15 protein-coding genes are annotated in these 17220 nt (G+C 48.5%); 5 read left to right on the top strand and 10 right to left on the bottom strand.

Annotated features, from left to right (window positions below):
- The first annotated feature begins 39 nt into the window (after window positions 1-39).
- Window positions 40-900 (top strand): lysophospholipid acyltransferase family protein, encoded by an 861-nt coding sequence (locus JVX88_RS12280; RefSeq protein ID WP_211627562.1) that lies wholly within the window; start codon window positions 40-42, stop codon window positions 898-900.
- On the opposite strand, the gene JVX88_RS12275 is transcribed toward JVX88_RS12280, so the two are convergent.
- Window positions 891-1889, bottom strand: a complete 999-nt coding sequence (locus JVX88_RS12275; RefSeq protein WP_211627561.1) for an ABC transporter permease — start codon at window positions 1887-1889, stop codon at window positions 891-893. The two genes, JVX88_RS12280 and JVX88_RS12275, sit on opposite strands and share 10 nt — an antisense overlap.
- Here JVX88_RS12275 and JVX88_RS12270 point away from each other — a divergent pair.
- The 3 genes from JVX88_RS12270 to JVX88_RS12260 all read left to right on the top strand — a co-directional run bounded on the left by JVX88_RS12270 (window position 1860) and on the right by JVX88_RS12260 (window position 5129).
- Window positions 1860-2564: a lipoyl synthase gene (locus JVX88_RS12270; protein ID WP_211627560.1), complete on the top strand. Its 705-nt coding sequence runs from the start codon at window positions 1860-1862 to the stop codon at window positions 2562-2564. The genes JVX88_RS12275 and JVX88_RS12270 overlap by 30 nt on opposite strands.
- A gap of 105 nt (window positions 2565-2669) precedes the next feature.
- Window positions 2670-4652: a hypothetical protein gene (locus JVX88_RS12265; protein ID WP_211627559.1), complete on the top strand. Its 1983-nt coding sequence runs from the start codon at window positions 2670-2672 to the stop codon at window positions 4650-4652.
- Between the two features lie 21 nt (window positions 4653-4673).
- Window positions 4674-5129 carry a bacterioferritin gene (locus tag JVX88_RS12260; protein WP_211627558.1) on the top strand — a complete coding sequence of 152 codons (456 nt, stop codon included), beginning with the start codon at window positions 4674-4676 and terminating at the stop codon, window positions 5127-5129.
- Between the two features lie 98 nt (window positions 5130-5227).
- On the opposite strand, the gene JVX88_RS12255 is transcribed toward JVX88_RS12260, so the two are convergent.
- From JVX88_RS12255 to pstS, 4 genes are read right to left on the bottom strand one after another with little or no spacing between them, the layout of a single operon-like run.
- Window positions 5228-5950, bottom strand: a complete 723-nt coding sequence (locus tag JVX88_RS12255; protein WP_211627557.1) for a S46 family peptidase — start codon at window positions 5948-5950, stop codon at window positions 5228-5230.
- Entirely contained in the window at window positions 5947-6618 is a 672-nt protein-coding gene (gene pstA / locus JVX88_RS12250) for a phosphate ABC transporter permease PstA (RefSeq protein ID WP_211627556.1), read from the bottom strand. The genes JVX88_RS12255 and pstA overlap by 4 nt, the downstream gene beginning before the upstream one ends.
- 11 nt (window positions 6619-6629) lie before the next feature.
- Complete coding sequence (pstC, locus tag JVX88_RS12245; RefSeq protein ID WP_211627555.1) at window positions 6630-7559, bottom strand: phosphate ABC transporter permease subunit PstC; 930 nt, start codon at window positions 7557-7559, stop codon at window positions 6630-6632.
- Between the two features lie 24 nt (window positions 7560-7583).
- On the bottom strand, window positions 7584-8606 hold the full coding sequence (gene pstS, locus JVX88_RS12240; RefSeq protein ID WP_211627554.1) for a phosphate ABC transporter substrate-binding protein PstS: 1023 nt from the start codon (window positions 8604-8606) through the stop codon (window positions 7584-7586).
- Window positions 8607-9353: 747 nt separating this feature from the next.
- Between pstS and JVX88_RS12235 the strand changes: the two genes are divergently transcribed.
- Window positions 9354-10205: a M48 family metallopeptidase gene (locus JVX88_RS12235; protein WP_211627553.1), complete on the top strand. Its 852-nt coding sequence runs from the start codon at window positions 9354-9356 to the stop codon at window positions 10203-10205.
- Window positions 10206-10216: 11 nt separating this feature from the next.
- On the opposite strand, the gene JVX88_RS12230 is transcribed toward JVX88_RS12235, so the two are convergent.
- The 5 genes from JVX88_RS12230 to JVX88_RS12210 all read right to left on the bottom strand — a co-directional run bounded on the left by JVX88_RS12230 (window position 10217) and on the right by JVX88_RS12210 (window position 17113).
- Complete coding sequence (locus tag JVX88_RS12230; RefSeq protein ID WP_211627552.1) at window positions 10217-13783, bottom strand: TonB-dependent receptor; 3567 nt, start codon at window positions 13781-13783, stop codon at window positions 10217-10219.
- 211 nt (window positions 13784-13994) lie between these two features.
- Window positions 13995-14306 carry an exo-beta-N-acetylmuramidase NamZ domain-containing protein gene (locus JVX88_RS12225; RefSeq protein WP_263975507.1) on the bottom strand — a complete coding sequence of 104 codons (312 nt, stop codon included), beginning with the start codon at window positions 14304-14306 and terminating at the stop codon, window positions 13995-13997.
- Window positions 14273-15919 (bottom strand): Re/Si-specific NAD(P)(+) transhydrogenase subunit alpha, encoded by a 1647-nt coding sequence (locus JVX88_RS12220; RefSeq protein ID WP_225931393.1) that lies wholly within the window; start codon window positions 15917-15919, stop codon window positions 14273-14275. The genes JVX88_RS12225 and JVX88_RS12220 overlap by 34 nt, the downstream gene beginning before the upstream one ends.
- An 86-nt stretch (window positions 15920-16005) precedes the next feature.
- Window positions 16006-16443: a hypothetical protein gene (locus tag JVX88_RS12215; protein WP_211627551.1), complete on the bottom strand. Its 438-nt coding sequence runs from the start codon at window positions 16441-16443 to the stop codon at window positions 16006-16008.
- Between the two features lie 127 nt (window positions 16444-16570).
- Window positions 16571-17113 (bottom strand): SRPBCC family protein, encoded by a 543-nt coding sequence (locus JVX88_RS12210; RefSeq protein WP_211627550.1) that lies wholly within the window; start codon window positions 17111-17113, stop codon window positions 16571-16573.
- Window positions 17114-17220: the final 107 nt, after the last annotated feature.

Raw genomic sequence — 17220 nt, 5'->3', positions numbered from 1 at the left:
GCTGGTGCGTGATCTCAGAACGTCGATTTTTTGATCAAGATGCAAAAGCTAGAACTGCCTAAAAATAAGGAGTTACTTCGGCCATTACCAAATGAATTTTTGGTGCTCAATACAACTGAGCGGATCGGATTCAGCCTCACTCGTTCGATGAATTCCGGTGCCTGGAAATCGATTTGGACTGCCTGTCAGCGGTACATCGGTTCGCTCTGGATCTATCTCGCCACCTACAATTTAATGAATGTGTATGGGATAGAGAATGTTGAGAGCACCGATCCTGAACGTCCCTTGCTTCTGGTTGCGAATCATCGTTCGTTCTTCGATATGTACACGGTTTCGAGTGTTCTTTTTCGCAGAACAAAACGTCCGATGAGACTCTTTTTCCCGGTACGGGCAAAGTTCTTCTATACAAATCCGGCAGGTTGGTTTGTCAATTTTATAATGGGATGGTGGTCAATGTATCCGCCGTTCTTTAGAGAAGAGAAACAGGCTGATAAGCGCGAGTTCGACAAGTTCTCTCTTCGTGAAGTGATACGCATTTGCTCAGAGGGAAGTGGACATATTATTGGATTTCACCCTGAAGGAAAACGGAATCTCGATGATGACGTGTATTCGCTTCTCCCAGCTCAGCCGGGTATCGGGAAGATCGTCTATTCTGCACGACCTCAGGTGGTGCCGGTATTCATCGCCGGGCTCGGGAATCATTTACCGAAGCAGGTGCTAGGGAACTGGACAGGCGGAGAAAAGATCCGCATTCGCTTTGGGAAAATGCTTGATCTTTCAGATCATTTCGAACGGCCTGACAGGATCCGTACGCATAAAGAGATAGCAGATCATTTGATGGAAAAGATAAAAGAACTTGCTGAAGAGGACCGTGCCGAATTTGGCAGTAATCATTCATAGCTTAGGGCTTCCACCGCGTCTAATCTTGCCGCTCGCAGCGCAGGGTAAAGAGCACCCAATGCACCACCGATCAGCCCAACGACAAGTACGATCAACAATACCGTCAGACTGATTTCAACCTCGAGAGTGGTTATAAGGTTCAATCCGTAACGCGCCGCTAAGGTCAGAAGAACACCAACAATGATCCCGAAGAAACTGATCAAGAGGGCTTCCTTCGTAATGACCAAACCTATCGCTGGGTTGCTCATCCCAAGTGATTTCATTATTCCGATCTGCCGGGTCCGTTCGGTTACTGTCGTGTACATCGTCAGCAATATAACGAGAGCACTAACCACGGCAGCGATGCCAATGAAGACATTTAGGAAAACATTCAAAGCAGGGAAACCCGCCATATACAGCTCTTCAAGATCTTCGGTTCTTATCAATTGTGTATCAGGAAATCTCTCTTGGAGCAGCGGCCCGATCTGGTCGGTAGATACGCCTGGTTCCAATGCGATAAGGATAGATGATATTTTCCCATCGCTGCCGAGCTGGGTCTGCATAGTTGACAGCGGCAATTTTATTCGAGCACCGGAGGCGGGCTCATATGTGCCGACAACGGTAAAAGGGCGATCGTAAATGTTGATCGTATCGCCGAGCTTAAGGTCCTTCTGTCGCTGGAAGGCGGTATCTATCAGGATCTCATCGCTATTCTCAGCAAAGATCCTGCCTTCAATAAGCCGCAGGCCGGCTATCGCTGAGTATTGAGGGAAGTCCACACCGTCGATCAAACGCTTTCCTGTATTGTTATCCGAGGCATCGACCGAGTTTTGCCCAATGCCGACAGCGAGGCGAACTCCTTCAACCTTGGCCACTTCCTTGGCAACCTCTACCGGCAGACGAAAAGGTTCGCTTCCCCCCATTCCGATAGAACCGGCAGCCCGCATAAATAGTTCTGGACGGACAAGACCGCCACTTTTATGCTCGGCGGCGATACCTGTACGCGCCATTGCGGTTTCTGCGCGGTCAACAAAGGCAAGCCTATGGATCTGGATCCGATGGAGCCGACACATGTGGCGGAGGCGGTTCGACATTTGGAGCTTGCTCATGCGGTTATCACATCTGTGAACCGTGACGACCTGCCCGACGGCGGCTCAATGCACTGGGCTGAGACGATCCTGAAGGTCCGCGAGCTTAATCCCGGCTGCAAGGTAGAGGTGCTTATACCGGATTTCAACGGCGACGAGACCGCGTTAAATAACGTCCTTAATGCCCGGCCGGATGTTCTGAATCACAACACAGAGACCATAGCCCGGCTCTATCGTCGCGTGAGGCCCGATGCGAAATACGATCAATCAATGGAACTGCTGGAGCGGGCGGCTAGGTTTCGCGATTCTCAAATGCCGACAATGTTGACAAAGAGCGGCATCATGGCCGGGCTTGGCGAGACCTTTGAGGAAGTTGTCGATCTCATGCGCGACCTTCGCAAGGTCTCGTGCGATATTATGACCATCGGTCAGTACTTGCAGCCCTACGAAAAGCGTCTTCCCGTTGAACGGTATGTAACGCCCGAAGAGTTTGCCGAATGGAAGAAGATCGGCGAGGCGATGGGCTTCAAACACGTGGAATCATCGCCGCTGACACGCTCGTCATATCACGCCAGAGAGCAAGCAATAATTGATTAGAAAATGTTGTTTAGATTCGCGGTGAGCGGCTCGGATCTCTCAACCAAGATTCTTATAGACATTTACATCATTGTGGTTTAAGCTCCTGGTGTCACGTGATTGCTTATGAACTCCCATAGATCTTACAATCATGCACTCTCCTTTTATCTTCTTTATCCCGTAGTCGCCATTACATTGCTCTGCTCCTCATCTGCTTTAGCACAGCCTCAGATTGAGTGGGAGCTAGTCAACCCTTTTCCTTTTATTACCAATGATGAAAAAATTCTTGAATTACTCAAGACATTCAGGGCAATACCCGGAGAAAGAACCGCATTGGCATTGGAGCAAGAATTACAGAGAATACACGAAGAGAGGGTAGATCAAAGACGAAACCTTGAATACACTGACTGCATTAATACAGTTGAGGCTCCTAAGTCTAAAAATATTTGTGAGTTAAAGAAGAAATTGCCATATCTTGGTTGGTTCGCGGATCTTTCCATCAATTCTTATAAGAATAACACCTGCTGGGACTCCTCCTCGCTAAACTTTATCAGTACTGATAAATGTTTAGGTTATCCCCAAGTTCCCCCTACGAGGGCTATACGTGCGTGGGTACAAGGGGTCAGTAATATTGACCCCTCGTCCGGTATCTGGATCAGAAATCGATTGCAGCTCCCTCAGGACTCATATATGAAATGTCCCCATGAATATGCGGGAGTTCCGTGCATAGAGTTTGAACAAACCCCTGAAGTCGATTTCACCCTGGTTTTCGATCACCCAGACTTAGGCCGTTTGGAAACCGGACCAATTAGATCGTCAGAGAAACTTGTAGTCGGCATTGGGGATTCATTTGCCTCAGGAGAAGGCAATCCAGATCGCCCAGCACAGTTTATGTTAAATCAATCAGATCGTGATTTTTTCTGGTTCTGGAAATGGCGTCGCTTACCAAGACGTGACTTGTTCGACCCGGACAATCACGGCAAGCCTGCAAACGTAGAGTGGTTAGACCGGCGATGTCACAGATCAATGTATTCATATCAATTCAAAACAGCATTGCATATGGCCTTGATCAATCCTAAACAAGCCGTCACCTTTGTCTCCTACGCTTGTTCGGGTGCCACCACAGATAACATCCATCTAAAAAACAATGAACAGTCTGCTCAAGAGCAAATGCTGGCCACAGATATTAATAGGACAAAAAAAATTACACTCCAATTAAAGGCAGTTAAAGAAGCAATTGGTGATAGACAAATAGATGTGTTATTGCTCAGCACAGGAGGCAATGATCTTGAATTCTCCAAGTATGTGGCAGATATTGTGCTTTCAGGAAAAACCCGATGGCTTGCTCACAAGCTGAGTCAGACAAAAAAACCAGGAGTGGCAACCTTTGAAACTAAATATCAACCGATGTTGAAAAAGAATTATTCCTCTCTTCACCAAGCCATTTTCGAAGAATACTCATTAAATATCTCCGGCTGTGAAAAGGGCTCACCTTGTGATCGGATTGTTTTGATGGCATACCCCAATATCTTAATGAACGAAGATGGGAAAGTCTGCAAAGTTGATCGTGATGAGTTTACGATGCCATTTAATCGCGACCAACGTCGCGGTAGTCGAACGGAGAAAATTTACAATGATCTTTTTATCCCACTAATTAGATTTCAACAAAAAGCTGGAGACATATTGAGGGAAGACGGTAACAAGCTGGGATGGTCAATTGCTAAAGATACAGAAAATGTATTCAACCGCCACGGATTTTGCTCCAGTCAGGGGCCGAACACCAATCAAAATGATAGAATGATAATGCCGCAGCGAAAAGAATATGAGTGGAATGCCTTTCGACCAAAAGGTAATGTTGAATTCGCTTTGGGTAAATATATGCCATATGATTACAAGCCATATGGATCCAGGGCACGCTGGGTAAGATTACCGCTCGATTCAAAACTTATATCAGATCAACGTGAAAAACTCTGGAGATTCACAATTGATTTTTTGTTCAAAGATGATCGTTCAAGTGTGATGCATCCTACTGCAATGGGACATGCTGCAATGGCTGATATGAATTTACGGAAATTAAGGGAGATCCTGGGGCCTGCCTTCAACAAATAGATATTGAATAAGATCTAGCATATGAACGAAACCGAAAAAGAAGGTGTAATTAAGATCCTTAACAACATTTTGGAATTGGAATTGGCCGGAGTGGTTCGTTACACGCATTACAGCCTGATGGTTTTTGGTTACAACCGCATACCGATCGTTTCGTGGCTTGACGGTAATGCGAACGAAAGCCTTGCTCACGCGAAACGGGCGGGTGAGTTCGTAACGATGCTCGGCGGGCATCCTTCCTTGAAGATCGGAGCTTTGCTCGAGACCGAAAAGCACGACATCGGCGACATTCTTCGCGAAAGCCTGGAACAGGAATCGACAACACTAGCCGCATATTATGACCTGCTGAAGCTCGTCGAAGGCAAGAATGTTACTCTCGAAGAGTATGCCCGCGAGATGATCCTGCTTGAAGAAACACACCTTGACGAAGTGAACAAGATGCTTCGAAAACCTGGTGAGATAGAGCCATTCAGTGAATGATCGGCTTGAAAATTTTAAGACCGCCTTATGAATTAAGTTAAAAATGCTGTCCAAGACCCAACTCTTGGACAGCATTTTTCTCCTACGTTTACGGCAAATCATTTACCGACCAATTTTAGCTCGTTCAATATCCAGCCGGCATTGCCGAACTTTTCCGTGACAAAAAGAACGAACCGAATATCGACAGAGATCGAACGGTTCATATCAGGATCGTAGTAAAAATCATTCCCGAGTCCCTCATAATTACCGTCGAACACCAGCCCGACCTGTTCGCCGTTTCCGTTAAGCACGGGGCTTCCGGAATTACCGCCGATGATGTCATTGGTGGAAATGAAGTTGACGACCACGCTGTCCCCTGACCCGAAGCGGCCAAAATCCTTCGCGGCCTGAAGATCCTTCAACTTCTGCGGCATATCAAATGGATTCACGCCTGTATCTTTTTCGATCATCCCTTTGATCGTCGTAAACGGCGAGCGGTACTCTGCTTCTCTTGGGCTATATCCCTTGATGTTGCCGTATGAGAAGCGAAGACTTGAGTTTGCATCGGGATAGGGCCGCTTCCCTTTCATCTCCGCCATTCCCTGCATATAGAGCAACCTGAGCCGATCGATCTTTGAAGCAAACTCCGAAGCACGCAGATTTGCCTCTGCCTTAGCCTTGGCTAGGGCCGCAGCAAATGCCCGGACATTATCGCGTTCCGGGCGGAAATCCATCGTCTGCGGACCATAAAGCGCCGCGACGGTTTCCGCTTTCCAATAATTCCCTTCAGCTATATTTTCTGCAAATGCGGCCTCTGCTGCCCTGCGCTGTGCACCGCTCATTGAGCCAAAAAGATTCTCCGCCCCATCGAATTTCTGATCTGTGGGAAGCTTGCGATAGCCAACATCGCACCAGTTGCGATACCCGAAGCCGCAGCGGGTAATACGATGTTCCAGGAAACTCGCCACTGCGGAGCACCTAAAGCAAGTGCACCTTCCCGCATCGAATTTGGCACGAGCTTGATCATCTCCTCAGTAGTTCTCGCCACGATCGGTATCATTATTACAGCCAATGCCAAACCACCCGCGAGGCCCGATTGTCGTCCCATCGGAACAACTACGAGCGTGTAGATAAAGATCCCGACGATTATCGAGGGGACACCGATGAGGGTATCGGCAACAAAACGAATGGTATTTCCATACCAATTATTCCCATACTCGGCTAGATAAACACCAGCGGCGATCCCGATCGGCAAACCGATGATAGATGCCAGAAGCGTCATCATTGCTGACCCGACGATCGCGTTACCGATCCCGCCCCCCTCGCCAACCGGCTTCGGTGTGTCTATCAAAAACTCAAGGTTTATCGAGGTTATTCCTTTAGTCGCGATATAACCCAGAATAACAAGCAGGATCGCGGTCGCAGCCAATGCGCATATCGCCGTCAGCGACGTCATCACGGCGTTTATAACCACACGCTTCCTGTGAATATTTCCCTGAGTTGTCTCCATAAAGCCAAATTCTATACGTGCTTCGCCGCGTTCGTCTTTCGCGCAACGCTCATTATCATCAACTTCGCCAGCGCGTTGATAACGATCGTAACCAAAAATAAGACCAGTCCCATTTCAACAAGCGAACTTAGATAGATCTCATCCGTAGCATCAGCGAAATTCGCTGCCAAAACCGATGCGATCGTATATGCAGGCTCGAAAAGCGAGGCCGATATCTGCGGCGAATTGCCGATAACCATTGTTACCGCCATCGTTTCCCCAATAGCCCGGCCAAGCCCCAAAACTACAGCTCCAGCGATGCCGGAGGCAGCATTTCCTAGTACGATCATCGTTGTTTCCCACTTTGTTGCTCCGAGGGCAAGTGCGGCTTCGCGTTGAGTTGTCGGGACCGCTTCCAGAACGTCGCGAACAACCGCGGTAATGATCGGTGTAACCATTATTGCGAGAATAATTCCACCGGTAAGCATTCCAATTCCGGTCAACCTTCCCTGAAACAACGGCAACCAGCCAAGATATTCCTGAAGCGGCGGCCCGAGATAATTCCTAATGAAAGGCGCAAGTACAAAAATGCCCCAGAGCCCATAAACTACTGACGGGATCGCCGCAAGAAGCTCGACCATAAAAGCTATAGGGCGAGCCACTTTCTTGGGGGCTTGTTCGGTAAGAAATACAGCGATCCCGAGTGAAATGGGTACGGCGATCAGAAGCGCGATGAGCGATGAGACCACCGTCCCGTAAATAAAAGGAAGAGCACCGAACACCTCCTGGGCAGGCACCCACTCGGTCCCGAAAAGAAAACCGATACCAAACTTCCTGATCGTCGGCATTGAATTCTGGACCATCATGAACAGGATCGCCGCGACCAATAGCAAAATGCTGGTCGCTGCAACCAAAAGGCCGGTGCGGAATATTTTATCGCCTAGGGCTCCTGTTTGTGCCACGCGTTTGTAATAGATTTCCGTGGATCACTGCTGCTGTCTCAGCGGAGTTCCGTTATGGTTTAGCAAGCCGATCTTCGCTTCGGTCTTTGCAACCAAAGCTTTCGGAATAGGTGCGTAGTGCAGATCGCGGACGTACCGCTCCCCGTCATGGATAGCCCACCAAAGAAAATCGGCCAGAGCCTTGCCTTTCGCCATATCTTTCTGGTCTTTATAAGCAAGAATGTAAACGATGCCAGAGATCGGATATGCTTCTTCGCCATCCGCATTAGTTATCTCAAACCGCAGATCCTCCGGCATTTTCGCGGTCATTCCCTCCGCTGCATATGAGACGGTGTCGCTATTCGGTTCGATGAACTTTCCAGCAGAGTTCCTAACTAGTGCGGTCGGGAGATTATTAGCTTTCGCAAAGGTCAATTCTACGTATCCGATCGTGTTCGGAGTATTCTTGACCTGTCCCATTACACCTTCGTTACCTTTGCCTCCGATCCCGATGCCTTGCGGCAACTGGGGATTTTTGGTTCTTCCAACCTTTTCCTTCCACTCAGGAACGGTCTTAGAAAGAAAATCCGTGAACACATCAGAAGTGCCGCTGCCATCGGCACGGAATACCGGAGTTATGGCAGAAGCGGGTAATGAAAGCTCAGGATTCTCTTTCTTTATCTCTTCTGCGTCCCAACGCTTGACCTTGCCAAGATAAATATCCGATATGAGTTGGGGTGTGAGTTTCAAAGGTTCTTTTAGATCCGGGAGATTATAGGTCAGAACAACGGCCCCGAGAACGACGGGAACATGAACTATCTCTCCGCCGACAGCTTGTTTAAGCTCGTCGTCGGTCATAGCTGCGTCAGTACCACCGAAGTCAGCAGTCTGACTCTGGATCGCCTTGATACCTGCACCTGAGCCGGTGCCAGTGTAATCGATCCGTATAGATTGGTTGATCTTTCCGTATTCACTTGTCCATTTGTCCATTAATGGCTTAACGAATGTTGAGCCTGAGCCTTGAAGTTTAACACCGCCGCCTGCAACCCCGTTCGCATCAGAACCCATTTTCTGGCCGCTACATGAAAAGGAAACGAAAACAAAAATACAGGTCAGGATTAGACCCGCGATTCTAATATTAAAGTGATATTTCATTAATTGTTCTCCGGCGGCATGTCGATAGCCTGATCCGCACCTTGTTGGTATCTATTTGAATCCGTTACCGTACTGGCTGCCTATCTCCGTGATTATAGTAAAATGGTGCACATTTGGGATTAAATTATACTTAAAACTCGGAACGGAAAAATCATACGCTCGAAAAAATTAACATATCGTTAACATCAAGGTAACACAGCAGTAATAGGCTATTTGTTTCGCCAAAGATGTAGGTTCTCTAACTCGGTTTACTGGACCATTCTGGATCCTGATCTGTTTATGGACGTCATCAATGACCTTGGTAGCGACCTTGCGGTTGCACTAGTAATGAATGGGGGGTTTCGCGATCGACTAGCGAGATCGGAAATAGTAGAACTTATCGGGCGTATACAAACCTCGCTGGAATCACTCACCGAATCAGTTCACTTGGAAGAAGAACTGTACTCCCATTCATCTGTTCACCAAACATCTCATTAGGTTGTTATTTTGCTAGAGATACTTGCGCGATGTGATCGTTTGCCCCTACGCAACCTTACTTTTGAGCGAACTGCTTAGCTTTCGGTCTCATCTTAATTTCGCCCTTCCCCTTGGCCGCGATGTCGGCTATCATATGCCCGCATCCTGCTATTTATAACGATCAAAACATATAAGGAGGGACAGATGGGAGAGTTTTGTCTTAAAAAGAAATTTTACGCCTCGTTGGTGGCTGTTTCGATGGCTTTGGTGCCTACGCTCGCACTGAGCCAAACAACTGTAAACATGCCTAGGAACCGATATGAGGTTCAGAGAGATGTTCAGATAGGACAGCAGTATTCAACGGAGATCGAAAAGGTATTCCCGGTCCTTAACGACCGGATTTCGAATGATTATGTGCAGGACGTCGGGGCTCGCTTAGTTGCGAACATCCCGGTCAGATTTCGGCAGCCTCAGTTTCGATACAATTTCAAGGTGGTCAATGCAAGCGACATAAATGCCTTTGCATTGCCCGGCGGTCCGATGTACGTGAACCGCGGAATGATAGAGGCCGCCCGGAATGAGGGTGAGATGGCAGGTGTTATGGCGCACGAGATCAGCCACGTTGCGCTTAGGCACGCCACGGCACAGGCAACGAAGCAAGGCAGTTGGCAGAACCAACTTGGGACCATTGGTCTGATCCTTGGAGGAGCGATCCTCGGCGGACAAGCGGGAGCACAGGCCGGAGCAATAGCTGCGACTGCCTGGCAGACAAAGTACAGCCGCGAGTACGAGACACAAGCAGACATCTTGGGTGCTCAGATAATGGCGGCGGCAGGTTATGATCCGCGCGATCTCGCGAATATGTTCCAGACCATCGCAGCACAGGGTGGAGGACGTGCACCTGAATGGCTGAGCAGCCATCCCGATCCTGGAAACCGCTTTCAGCGTATAAATCAGGAAGCAGCCCGCCTCAGGGTCTCGCCGGAGCCGATCAAAATTACGCGAGAGTTTCAGAGTGTGCCCGCGTCGCTACAGAGCAAACGCGGGCAGTCCTGAGTGCGACCAGCCTAGAAGAAGAACTTTGCCCCAAATTGCATTATTCGTGGATCGCGCCAGGAAATAACCTGGCCGAATGTGGAGCTTCCATTCCCACCCTGTGAAACCGGCTGAGTTGTAGCGCTCCATACTACGGTGCTGAGACCCCGAGGATTCGTGGTATTGAAAACATTAAAGGCCTCTCCTCGAAGTTGAAGTCGGAACCGCTCCGAAAAACTGATCATCTTCGACAGCGTGAAATCAACACGCTTTGTTGAAGGGCCTTCAATTATGTTAATACCCGCGGTTCCCGGCACGTTAACGTGAGGGGAATTGTTGTTTATCGGCGTGACCTGAAAACAGGAGGTATTGAACCACTGCAATTGGTTCTTTGGACCACCTTGATTCGGATTGCATAAAAGATTCGGCCGCCCAACGGTAAGAGCGGTTGGAATGATCCCCAGACCAGCAGGGTCAAAATTAGAGACCGTTGGCGTAAACCCAAGACCTGTTTGATAGGTCATAATGCCTGAGATCTGCCATCCGCCCAACACCTTTCCTGTGAAGCCACGCTGAGCTCGATAGAACGGGAGTTCGTAAACGTAGTTGATCGTCAACACATGGCGGCGATCAAGGTTAGCCCGTCCTTTTTCTGATGCGGTGTCATAGGAATTTTGTGGAGCATTTGACCGGTCAGTTCGGTTATCCGAAAGATTCTTTCCCCACGTGTAAGCAAGATTGATCTGGGAAGAACCGCTTAGGCGATGCTGCGCAGAAACTTGCATACTGTGGTAATTCGAGTTATATCGCGGTTCAATAATAGTTACTGATCGGTATCCTCGATAGGGACGTATCTGGTCAAGGATCAATGAGTCCGCAGTCGAAAGAAATGCCTGCCCTGGATTCTGGCAAGGAACGGTAGGAGTTGTCGAGGCCCCTTGAGCACAAAGACTGTTAAGGGCTTGCCCTGGACGTAAAGAGTTTGCTCCGTAGCCCCCAATCAAGTGGGTGCCCTTTGACCCATAATAACCAACTGAAAGGAATGTTCTCCGCATAAGCTGACGTTGGATGTCAAAGGACCAATGCTGCATATATGGCGTCATCCAATCGTCCTGTACGGCACGCACGCTTGCGACCGTATTAGTAGCTATAACCGCACATCCATTAGGAACCGGATTATCCAGACGTGTGCCTACTACTTGACAGGTCTGCTGATATGGCGGGTTCGTGCCAATATTCTGCAGGAATATACCGTTAAGGATCTGTTCGTGATAAATTCCGTATCCGGTGCGAACCGCTGTCCGGCCATCACCAAATGGATCCCACGCAAGTCCTACACGTGGTGCAAAATCAGTTTTGGGGACGTCAACAACAAACTTCCCATATGGAGAGGTGGTAGGATTACAGTTAGGGAAAGGAACTGTGTTTTGTGAATTAACGATAAGTCCTTCACAGAAATTGCCAGTTCCTGGCACTCTGTTACCGGCACCCGTTACAAGCGGTGCATTAGCTCTATTATAGAGTTCAGGAATGAAGTTACTCAATCTGCCATTTTTATCCCACGGAGCCCCGAAAAATGAATAGCGAACACCGTAATAGAAAGTAAGATTACGGCGAATACGCCATTCATCCTGTGCAAAAGCCTCAAAGGTCTTCTGTCTAAGATCTGCGGTGTAATCGAAGCTGGCCTGTGTGAAGGTAACGTTGGTCCCCATAAGGAAATTTGCCCACAATTGCTGAGTTGCATTGCCTCCTGGAGCTATCACATTGGCTGTGCCGCCGGGCGTGTTAAAGCCTGAGAAAATACCCTCGTTATTACCTGCAAGGGCATTCTCATTTTTACGATACTTAGAGTATACCGCTCCGAACTTCATCGTATGGTCGCCGACGACCCAAGTGATGGAACCGGAAAGATTGCCTTTCCATGAAAAATTATCATATGGCCCAAAGCCTTGAAGGGCGCTAAACCCATTACCACTTATGGTAGGAACGCGGTCACGTTCATTTTGATATGCGAGCGGCGGCGTGATCGGCGAGTTAGCAAGGGCTATCAGACCTACATTCTTGCTAAGGATTCCCCCGTATCCAAAGGTATAGCGTCCCTCGATTATGAATTTAGGAGTAGCTGCCCACGTCACTTGGGCCGTGTGTGTACGACCAGGTGAATCAGTCGCGGTGGTTGAAACTCCAGGCAACCCAGAACCTGATGAAAATAGAGCATTAGCATCAACCGTAGGGATACTGTCTCGCTGAAACCGGTAATACATCGAGACCTTGTCGTTGAATGAGTGGTCTACTTTTATTACCTCCTGACGAAATTCCGCTATACCGGCAGCAGGGGCAAAGAGTGTATTGGTACCGGAATTAGGAAGCGGAAGCTTATTGTAAATGAATGTCAGGTATTGCTGAGCAACCGGGTTGATGTTCTGAAGCGTGCTATTAGCCGGGAGCACCTGAGTACAGGTAGTGCCAGTTGCCTGAAGACATATCGGAACTGTGAAAAACGCATTCCGCTGATTCTGGTTTGGGACAGTTGACTGCAACGTCGAAGATCGGCGATCGTCACGCCACTCCTGTGAGAAGAAGAAAAATGTCCGGTCGTATCTTTTGAAAACACTCGCTCCAGGTTCAACATCACCGAATCTCAGGAAGTATACCGGTCCGCCGATCGTCCAGCCATAGTTGTTATATCGAAAAGGAGTCCTCTTAGCTTTACCATTCGAATCACGTCCGAGCGGGGGATTCGTCAGGTTATTTATCTCAACGTTATTCGCATTGAAAGCCTCATTACGAATGAACTCGAAGATACTGCCTCTAAACTTCGCCGTCCCACTACGGGTGACTATGTTGACCTGACCACCGCCACTACGACCTGACTCAGCCGGATAAAGCGAGCGCAGAACCCTGAATTCTCCTATAGAATCTACGCTCGGATATGCCTGTATGGTCAGGTTCGAGCCTCGGTCGGTCACGTCCGCACCATCGACAGTGAAGGTGTTTTGGCTGGAACGTGCCCCGTTGACGGCGATCTGGACAATGTTCGCCTGGCCGCTTGGATTAGTAGTTCCAACATAAACTTGGTCTGAAAGATCATTTGTTACACCTGGAGCAAGCGTCACAAGCTGAACGAAGTTGCGATTATTGATTGAAAGTTCCCGAACCTGATCGCCGCTGATAACCGTGCCGCTGGTCGATGATGTAAGATCTACAGCTATAGGATCTGCTTCAACGGTTACGACCTCATCGATGTTCCCCGCTTCGAGTGTTACATCGACCGAACGACGCTGACCGACATCTAATTTGATGTCCGTTTTGACGAGCTTTTTGAAATTCGGAGCCTCTACCGTTACTGCGTATGTACTTACGGTTAAATTCGGAGCCGTAAACTCACCATTGCTGTTGGTTGACACCGTGCGAACAACAATGTTGTTCTTTGATGGATCACTTATAGTGACTGTCGCTCCAGCGACGGCAGCTCCTGTGGCATCCCGAACGGATCCAACGATAGTTCCCGTGATCTCCTGACCGGTCACCGAAAGAACCAGCAGTGATAGAAATGAAATGCCCGTAAAAATGAATCTAAGCGTTGAGGTTTTCATCTTCGTCCTTCCTTTATTAGCTAGTAGCTTTTAGCATTTAAATCTCCAAGAATCCTTAAATTGCCATAAGAAATATTTACGTTTTTGGAATTTTTTCCAAATTTTCATTATCGATTCTCTCGCAAAAAAGCTGCATCTTCTTATAACTTCTTGAAAATGAATATCTTGCTACAGCTATGTTTAATGTCTTTGTAGTGTTAAAAGCTTTGAACTACTTGTAAAGCAAATATAATGCCCAGCGATCTTTGAAATTCTCCAGCTCCTTCTGCCATGAAGCCTCTATCAGTTCAGCACTCAGACCGGCCTTAAGACGGCCAAGCACATCCTGATTGACCAACAAGCGCGCATAACGATCCGACTGCCATTCATTAGGATAAAGAAGTCGTAATGCAGTTGCGATCTCGATTCCTGTTCGGACAGACCGGAACGCCCTGCGGTCGGTGATCACTATGTTTACTCCGCCGAGCTGTTCGTCCTTAAAAACAGAGGCTACTGGCTTGAACCTGATCGGCACGAACCGCACGCCCGGCAGATTTCGCTCGTTGAGATGTTTCGCCAGCCGCTGTCCACAAGAAATCCACCCGAAATATTGATCGTGGCAATGAGTACGGCGATGGCTCCGAGTATTGTTGTAATGTTAAACTCGCCTGAAAGCTGGAGCATTCCGCCAACGAGGATAATTCCGCTGATTGCGTTGGTGACGGACATAAGCGGCGTATGAAGAGCTGGTTTTACGTTCCAGATCACCTGCCAACCGACGAACACAGCAAGCATAAATACAGTAAAATGTGAGAGTTTAGAATCCGGGACGAAATATCCGAGCCCGAGAAGAACTAAACCTATCGCAATCAGTACCCACGGGCTAACGCCCTTTCCGTCATCGGCTCCGTGACTCGCAGAAGCAGTCTTAACAATCGCAGCTTCCTTCACACTCCCACCCGGTTCGGGTGGCGGCGGCTGTTCCTTGACCGGCGCGGGCCAGAGCATCTTACCTTTATCCAAAACGATAGCGCCACGGATCACCTCATTTTCGAGATCGAGATCGAAGTGTGCAGCTCCATTTTCTTTTTCTGCTCCGTTGCCAATACTAAGTTCCTCAAGAAATGCCGTTATGCATGCACCGTACAGCTGCGACGACATCGACGCCATTCGCGATGGCAGATCGGTATATCCGATTATGGTAACGCCCTTGTGCGTAACAACTTTACCGGGTTCGGTCAGTACGCAATTCCCACCTTGCTCGGCTGCAAGATCTACGATCACCGAGCCCGGCTTCATCGATTCGACCATTCCCTGTGTGATGAGCTTTGGTGCAGGTTTTCCGGGGATAAGAGCAGTGGTGATGATTATATCTACCTGCATTGCCTGTTGAGCAAAAAGAGCCATTTCGGCTTTCAGAAATGCATCGGACATTTCTTTTGCATAGCCGCCCTTGCCCTCGCCTTCTTCTTTAATGTCTAACTCAAGAAACTCGGCCCCCATTGAAGCAACCTGGTCTTTCGTCGCCGAACGCGGGTCAAAGGCACGAACGATCGCTCCCAAGCCCCTTGCGGCTCCGATGGCCGAAAGCCCCGCAACCCCCGCACCGATCACGAGAACCTTGGCAGGATCGATCTTGCCGGCGGCAGTTATTTGCCCGGTAAAGAAGCGGGGAAAATGGTTCGCTGCCTCAACAACGGCACGATAGCCTGCAATGTTTGCCATTGCTGAGAGCGTGTCCATTTTCTGAGCACGGGTGATCCGCGGTACTGAGTCCATTGCAAAGACCGTAGCTTTTTTCTTTGCAAGCTTGTCCAGGATGTCGCGATTTTGTGCCGGCCAGATAAAACCTATCAGCCAGCCTTCTTCACGGATCAGTTCAGTCTCTGAGGACTCAGGGGGACGCACCTTTACTACGATGTCCGAACCAGACCAGAGCTCGGCGGCGGTCGGCGTTATTTTAGCCCCGGCCTCTTTATATTCAGCATCTGAAGCATCGATCGCGGCTCCAGCTCCAGATTCTACAGCAACATTGAAACCAAGCTTCTTAAGCTTCAATACCGTTGCGGGTGTTGCCGCCACACGCTTCTCGCCGGGAAATATCTCCTTTGGTACGCCTACCTGCAGGCCGTTTGTTTCTTCCATATATTTGGACATAAAAAATGAAAGGCCGCGCACTGCATGGCCCTTCAATCTAACTTATCGATAGGCTCATATGTTTTTTGGGCGGAAACCGATCAGAGCTATTCCAGCATTTTCTGGACAGTAACAATGACTATTGGCTCATTCCCACCGGTCCTCACATAACTGATCCAAACACCGCTTTTCGGATATTCCACCCGCTTCATGATGCCACCGTCAGCCCGTCGCTCGGCGTCCTTTCCGAAAATTGCCATCGGGGTTGGCGTGGCGGCATCTTTAGCATCGTATGTGATGGAGATCGCCCTTACCTTCTTTGCGCCATCATAAAGCAGACGTGCCGATTCATCATTTGCGAACTCAAAGTAGTCTTCGGTATCGGATTGATCTTTTGCTTTTCCGAGCTTTGCCCTTGCATCCGCGGCGGACATTCCGATCGTAACGCCTCTATAATCCGTGAATACCGGCTTGTCCTGTGCAAAGGAACTGGCCGTTGCGGACAGAAGCAACAAAGCGGTCAAGAAACCAATTTTGACTAACATTGCCATATCACCTCCTGCCTGTGAGAGCATTTTATTAGTGCAATGCCCAAAGATCGGGTCAGATAAATTGTCGAAAATATCAGGGGCGAATTACAGCAATATCGAGCAAATCATATTCCAACTCAATTTATTTTTCAAGAATTGACTTTAAGCTGGCAAGTCCTTCTTCATAGTCTTTACCGATTGCCGATTCGATGTTCATTACCAGCCCGAATACGTTAAAAGGGCGCGGCATTGATCCTTTCATACCCCATTTGACCTTGGTCCGATCCTCATCGACTGCTTCTGTGATGATGTACGAATCGGAATTAGATTCAAATGGATCTTTGAATCGAAGTTCTGTCTCAATTCGTTCGTTTTCTACAATATGTTTGATCTCTTGTTCCCCGACGCCAGATTCAAGTTCGCTCTTCCACCCTACAGTAAAGCCCGGCTCTCCATCAGTTCCGCGAAATTCTTGATGCATTGTCGGCTCTCGCTTGAACCACGGCCCCCACTCATTCTGATTTCTTAGTTTTCGCACGTATTCGAAAACCTCTGAACGCGGTTTATTGATGACGATCTCTCGTTCGACTGCAAACTCTGTCGGTGCCAAAAGAATTGCAAATGTCAGACCAACGACGAAGAGTAATAAGAGGCCGCCAAGTGCGATCAAGATCTTCTTAAACATTAGAATTCTCCGGCGGGAAATATTTCAACGGGAATATTATGATAAAAGAACGATACAGGCAATATGAGGGAGAAGGCGAGTATTTTTATCAAAATGTGCGTACTGAT

This window comes from Leptolyngbya sp. 7M, from assembly GCF_018128485.1.
Note: the sequence above shows the minus strand (reverse complement) of the source record. Positions and strands in the feature narration are given on the sequence as shown.

Bases quoted from the DNA above. Each gene is read 5' to 3' on its own strand.
- JVX88_RS12270 (WP_211627560.1), top strand. From the start codon at position 1,860: ATGCTCGGCGGCGATACCTGTACGCGCCATTGCGGTTTCTGCGCGGTC.
- pstS (WP_211627554.1), bottom strand. From the start codon at position 8,606: ATGGGTTCTGATGCGAACGGGGTTGCAGGCGGCGGTGTTAAACTTCAA.
- JVX88_RS12275 (WP_211627561.1), bottom strand. From the start codon at position 1,889: ATGGCGCGTACAGGTATCGCCGCCGAGCATAAAAGTGGCGGTCTTGTC.
- JVX88_RS12215 (WP_211627551.1), bottom strand. From the start codon at position 16,443: ATGTTAGTCAAAATTGGTTTCTTGACCGCTTTGTTGCTTCTGTCCGCA.
- JVX88_RS12220 (WP_225931393.1), bottom strand. From the start codon at position 15,919: ATGTCCAAATATATGGAAGAAACAAACGGCCTGCAGGTAGGCGTACCA.
- JVX88_RS12235 (WP_211627553.1), top strand. From the start codon at position 9,354: ATGGGAGAGTTTTGTCTTAAAAAGAAATTTTACGCCTCGTTGGTGGCT.
- pstA (WP_211627556.1), bottom strand. From the start codon at position 6,618: ATGGAGACAACTCAGGGAAATATTCACAGGAAGCGTGTGGTTATAAAC.
- JVX88_RS12230 (WP_211627552.1), bottom strand. From the start codon at position 13,783: ATGAAAACCTCAACGCTTAGATTCATTTTTACGGGCATTTCATTTCTA.
- JVX88_RS12260 (WP_211627558.1), top strand. From the start codon at position 4,674: ATGAACGAAACCGAAAAAGAAGGTGTAATTAAGATCCTTAACAACATT.
- JVX88_RS12210 (WP_211627550.1), bottom strand. From the start codon at position 17,113: ATGTTTAAGAAGATCTTGATCGCACTTGGCGGCCTCTTATTACTCTTC.
- JVX88_RS12280 (WP_211627562.1), top strand. From the start codon at position 40: ATGCAAAAGCTAGAACTGCCTAAAAATAAGGAGTTACTTCGGCCATTA.
- JVX88_RS12265 (WP_211627559.1), top strand. From the start codon at position 2,670: ATGAACTCCCATAGATCTTACAATCATGCACTCTCCTTTTATCTTCTT.
- JVX88_RS12255 (WP_211627557.1), bottom strand. From the start codon at position 5,950: ATGAGCGGTGCACAGCGCAGGGCAGCAGAGGCCGCATTTGCAGAAAAT.